We start from the raw sequence: 4,547 nt of genomic DNA on the forward strand, positions 1-4,547 counted from the left end.
CGGCACCGGGGGTCCGGGGGCGGAGCCCCCGGGTAGCAGAGGCCTACGCCTGGGGGCGCCCCATTGCGCGGAACATCCAGCCCGCCGTGCGCCACGCGGCAGCGTCCAGCGCATTGCGCCCGTCCAAGATATTGGCTTCCGCGACCACGGAAGCCAACGCCGCAGGCGAGAGCTCACGGAACTCCGCCCACTCCGTCAAGTGCAGCACCACATGCGCCCCCCGGCACGCCTCGAGCGCGCTCTCCGCGTACGTGAGCGTCGGGAAGAGCCGTCGCGCGTTCTCCATGCCCTTGGGGTCGTAGACCGTCACCTGGCCGCCCTGCAGATGGATCTGCCCGGCGACGTTCAGCGCGGGCGAGTCCCGCACATCGTCCGAGTCCGGCTTGAACGTCGCGCCCAGGACGGCCACCCGCCGCCCCAGGAAGCTGCCGCCGACTGTCTCCCGGGCCAGTTCGACCATGTGGCCGCGGCGGCGCATGTTGATGGAGTCGACCTCGCGGAGGAAGGTCAGCGCCTGGTCGGCGCCGAGTTCGCCGGCGCGTGCCATGAAGGCGCGGATGTCCTTCGGCAGGCAGCCGCCGCCGAAGCCGATCCCGGCCCGCAGGAACTTCTTGCCGATGCGCTCGTCGTGGCCGATGGCCTCCGCCAGCTTCACCACGTCGCCGTCGGCGGCCTCGCAGACCTCGGCCATGGCGTTGATGAAGGAGATCTTCGTGGCGAGGAAGGAGTTCGCCGCGGTCTTCACCAGTTCGGCCGTGGGGTAGTCGGTGACGACGAACGGTGTGCCCTCGCCGACCGGCTTCGCGTACACCTCGCGCAGCACCTTCTCGCCCCGCTCGCCCTCGACGCCGACGACGATGCGGTCCGGGTGCAGCGTGTCCTGGACGGCGAAGCCCTCGCGCAGGAACTCCGGGTTCCAGGCGAGCTCGACGCCCGTGCCCGCCGGGGCCAGTTCGGTGAGCGTCCGGGCGAGCCGCGCCGCGCTGCCCACCGGCACGGTGGACTTGCCGACGACCAGCGCGGGCCGGTTCAGCACCGGTGCGAGGGAGGTGACGGCGGCTTCGACGTACGACATGTCGCACGCGTACTCGCCGTGCTTCTGCGGGGTGTTCACGCAGATGAAGTGGACGTCGCCGAACTCTCCGACCTCCTCCCAGGAGGTGGTGAAGCGCAGCCGCCCGGTCGAGCCCGGAAGCCCCGCGACGTGCTTGCCGAGCAGTTCCTCCAGCCCCGGTTCGTACATCGGCACGCGGCCCCGCGCCAGCATCTCGATCTTCTCGGGCACCACGTCGAGGCCCAGCACCTCGAAGCCCAGCTCCGCCATGGCCGCGGCGTGGGTGGCGCCGAGGTAGCCGGTGCCGATCACGGTGATCTTGAGGGCCATGCGGTGCTCCATAGATATGTACGTGCGTCTCGACTGCGGCCCGAGCATAGTCGGGGGCCGCGCGGGGCAGGATCGCCGGAGAGGCGCGCGCTCGCGTGCCGTGTCGGCAAGCTCACGTATACCTGCTCGGGGCGAGGCCCCTAGAATCGTGGTTACTAAACGGTAGTTAACGCTCTGGGGAGTACGCCTTGGCGGGAAACAAGGACTTCGACCTGTACCGGCCGTCCGAGGAGCACGACGAGCTCCGCAAGGTCGTCCGCTCGCTCGCCGAGGCGAAGATCGCTCCATTCGCGGCCGAGGTGGACGAGGAGGGCCGCTTCCCGCAGGAGGCGCTGGATGCCCTCACGGCCGCCGACCTGCACGCCGTGCACGTTCCGGAGGAGTTCGGCGGCGCGGGCGCGGACGCCCTGGCCACGGTCATCGTGATCGAGGAGGTGGCGCGCGTCTGTGCCTCGTCCTCCCTCATCCCGGCCGTCAACAAGCTGGGCTCGCTGCCGGTCGCGCTCTCCGGCTCCGAGGACCTCAAGAAGCGGTACCTGAGCCCGCTCGCCAAGGGCGACGGGATGTTCTCGTACTGCCTCTCCGAGCCGGACGCCGGTTCCGACGCCGCGGGCATGAAGACGCGCGCCGTGCGCGACGGCGACCACTACGTCCTCAACGGCGTGAAGCGCTGGATCACCAACGCGGGCGTCAGCGAGTACTACACGGTGATGGCCGTGACGGACCCGGAGAAGCGCTCGAAGGGCATCAGCGCCTTCGTCGTCGAGAAGTCCGACGAGGGCGTCTCCTTCGGCGCGCCGGAGAAGAAGCTCGGCATCAAGGGCTCGCCGACCCGCGAGGTCTACCTGGACAACGTCCGCATCCCCGCCGACCGCATGATCGGCGAGGAGGGCACCGGCTTCGCGACCGCGATGAAGACCCTGGACCACACCCGCATCACCATCGCGGCCCAGGCCCTCGGCATCGCGCAGGGCGCCCTCGACTACGCCAAGGGCTATGTCCAGGAGCGCAAGCAGTTCGGCAAGGCGATCGCCGACTTCCAGGGCGTGCAGTTCATGCTCGCCGACATGGCGATGAAGATCTCCGCGGCCCGCGCCCTGACCTACCAGGCCGCCGCCGCCTCGGAGCGCCTCGACGCCGACCTCACCTACCAGGGCGCGGCGGCCAAGTGCTTCGCGTCGGACGTCGCGATGGAGGTCACCACGGACGCGGTCCAGCTCCTCGGCGGCTACGGCTACACCCGTGACTACCCGGTGGAGCGCATGATGCGCGACGCCAAGATCACCCAGATCTACGAGGGCACGAACCAGGTGCAGCGCATCGTCATGGCGCGCAACCTGCCGAAGTAATCTGCGGGGGTGGGCGGCCACTGCCACCCACCCCCCAACACACAGGTACGAGGAGCCCACCCGTGTCAGACCTGGGCTTCTATGTCCATGCAGTCACCCGCCGCGAGATCCTGGGCGCGGGCATCCGCACCACGCCGGACGCCTGGGCGGCGGCCCTGGGTCAGGACTACGTGGAGAACCACGGCGGCGGCACCTTCCTCCGCGACTACGGCCTGGTGGAAATCTCCTTCGCGGAGGAGACGGAGAGCGGGAACGTCGCGTGCTTCGGCTTCGGCCTGAAGCCGCACCGGCTGCTCGGCAGCACGGAGGGGTACGTACCGCAGGCTCTGTTGCGGGAGTACGGCCCGTTCGCGAACCGCGTCCGCTTCGACACCCTGCGCGCGGCGATCGAGGCGGCGGGCCGCACGCTGGAACACGAGGACGGCGGGGGCGGGGACGATATCCACCGCTACCGAGTGGTGGAATCCGGTGCCCGCATCCACGTGATCGTCGACCCGGACCCGTACGGCTACGGCCACGACCCGGACGATCCGGAGGAGAGCCGGGCCGGGGACGTCCTGTCGATCGATGTCTCGCCGATGTGGTGGGGTACGGAGTGAGTTCGGAGTGAGCGGGTAAGGGAAACGCCCGGGACGGATGTCCCGGGCGTCGGTGTTTTTCGGCGGGCGTCAGTCGTCGGCGTTGACGCAGGTGTTGCCGAAGGTCGGGTTGAGCAGGCCGATGAGGTCGATCGAGTTCCCGCAGAGGTTGATCGGGATCTGGATCGGGATCTGGATGACGTCACCGGACACGATGCCGGGCGAGCCGACGGCCGCTCCTCCGGCCTCGGCGTCGGCGAACGCCGGCGCGGCTCCGACGAGCCCCCCGGCCAGCGCCAGGGTGCCAGTGACAACTGCGGCGGTGCGGGTACGCATTTCCCCTCCTAGGGTTAATAGCGGCATGTTTGCAGCACGATCACACCGTTTGAAGGGGGTACTTCCTTTGCATTAACCGGATTGCGGGCGTGCCGATGTTTTTATGTGAGGGAAGGGTTACGGCCTGGGTGCGACCTTTTTCACGTACTCGCCGAAGGGCGCGGATACCACGACGGCGACCCGCTTCCACCGCAGGTAGGGCTCCGGATCACCCTTCCCCGGGCGAGCTGGTGGCGCTGGTGGTCCGGATGTTCAGTCGATGCAGAACTCGTTGCCCTCGATGTCCAGCATCGGGATGCATGAATCATCGCCGTCATACAGCGTGCGCACGTGTACCGCGCCGAGCGGGACCAGTCGTGCGCATTCGGCCTCGAGTGCGGCGAGGCGTTCTTCACCCGTGAGTCCGGTGCCGACCCGCACATCAAGGTGCACCCGGTTTTTGGCGGCCTTCCCTTCGGGGACGCGCTGGAAGTACAGCCGTGGGCCCACACCTGAGGGATCCGTGCAGGCGAACCATGAATCCCGCTGCTCAGGTGGCTGCGCGCGCTTGAAATCATCCCAAGTGGCAAACCCCGCCGGTGGCGGTGGTACGACGTACCCCAACACCTCGCACCAGAAACGAGCGAGACGCTCAGGTTCTGCGCAGTCGAAGGTGACTTGGAACTTCTTGGCCCCTGGCATCGGTGCACCGTACCAAGGGACTTGGGACGCTGCCGCTCATTTCGCCAGGAGAAACCGGCCCCCGGGAGGAACCCATGATGATCAATCGGACGTGTGCCGCGTGTGGCGGGCGCGGAGCGCTGTTGGTGGAGAGGCGGCATCTGATCGGGGACAACCCGCGGGGGAAGGAATACGAGGAGCGGCCCTGTCGGGTGTGCCGGGGGTCCGGGTGGGTGGCGG

General features: G+C 68.6%; 5 protein-coding genes. 2 read left to right on the top strand and 3 right to left on the bottom strand.

Annotated elements, in window-relative coordinates; genetic code table 11:
- Positions 1-43: 43 nt before the first annotated feature.
- Entirely contained in the window at positions 44-1,384 is a 1,341-nt protein-coding gene (locus K6I34_RS32300; protein ID WP_229331575.1) for a UDP-glucose/GDP-mannose dehydrogenase family protein, read from the bottom strand.
- Between the two features lie 188 nt (positions 1,385-1,572).
- Between K6I34_RS32300 and K6I34_RS32305 the strand changes: the two genes are divergently transcribed.
- Complete coding sequence (locus tag K6I34_RS32305) at positions 1,573-2,733, top strand: acyl-CoA dehydrogenase family protein (protein WP_229331577.1); 1,161 nt, start codon at positions 1,573-1,575, stop codon at positions 2,731-2,733.
- Positions 2,734-2,795: 62 nt separating this feature from the next.
- On the top strand, positions 2,796-3,332 hold the full coding sequence (locus K6I34_RS32310; RefSeq protein WP_229331579.1) for a hypothetical protein: 537 nt from the start codon (positions 2,796-2,798) through the stop codon (positions 3,330-3,332).
- A gap of 69 nt (positions 3,333-3,401) precedes the next feature.
- Here the strand turns inward: K6I34_RS32310 and K6I34_RS32315 are convergent, their stop codons facing one another.
- On the bottom strand, positions 3,402-3,647 hold the full coding sequence (locus tag K6I34_RS32315; RefSeq protein WP_229331581.1) for a chaplin: 246 nt from the start codon (positions 3,645-3,647) through the stop codon (positions 3,402-3,404).
- Between the two features lie 252 nt (positions 3,648-3,899).
- On the bottom strand, positions 3,900-4,328 hold the full coding sequence (locus tag K6I34_RS32320) for a VOC family protein (RefSeq protein ID WP_229331582.1): 429 nt from the start codon (positions 4,326-4,328) through the stop codon (positions 3,900-3,902).
- Between the last annotated feature and the right edge of the window lie 219 nt (positions 4,329-4,547).

This window comes from Streptomyces sp. UNOC14_S4, from assembly GCF_020740835.1.
Lineage (GTDB): Bacteria > Actinomycetota > Actinomycetes > Streptomycetales > Streptomycetaceae > Streptomyces.

Bases quoted from the DNA above. Each gene is read 5' to 3' on its own strand.
- K6I34_RS32300 (WP_229331575.1), bottom strand. From the start codon at position 1,384: ATGGCCCTCAAGATCACCGTGATCGGCACCGGCTACCTCGGCGCCACC.
- K6I34_RS32320 (WP_229331582.1), bottom strand. From the start codon at position 4,328: ATGCCAGGGGCCAAGAAGTTCCAAGTCACCTTCGACTGCGCAGAACCT.
- K6I34_RS32315 (WP_229331581.1), bottom strand. From the start codon at position 3,647: ATGCGTACCCGCACCGCCGCAGTTGTCACTGGCACCCTGGCGCTGGCC.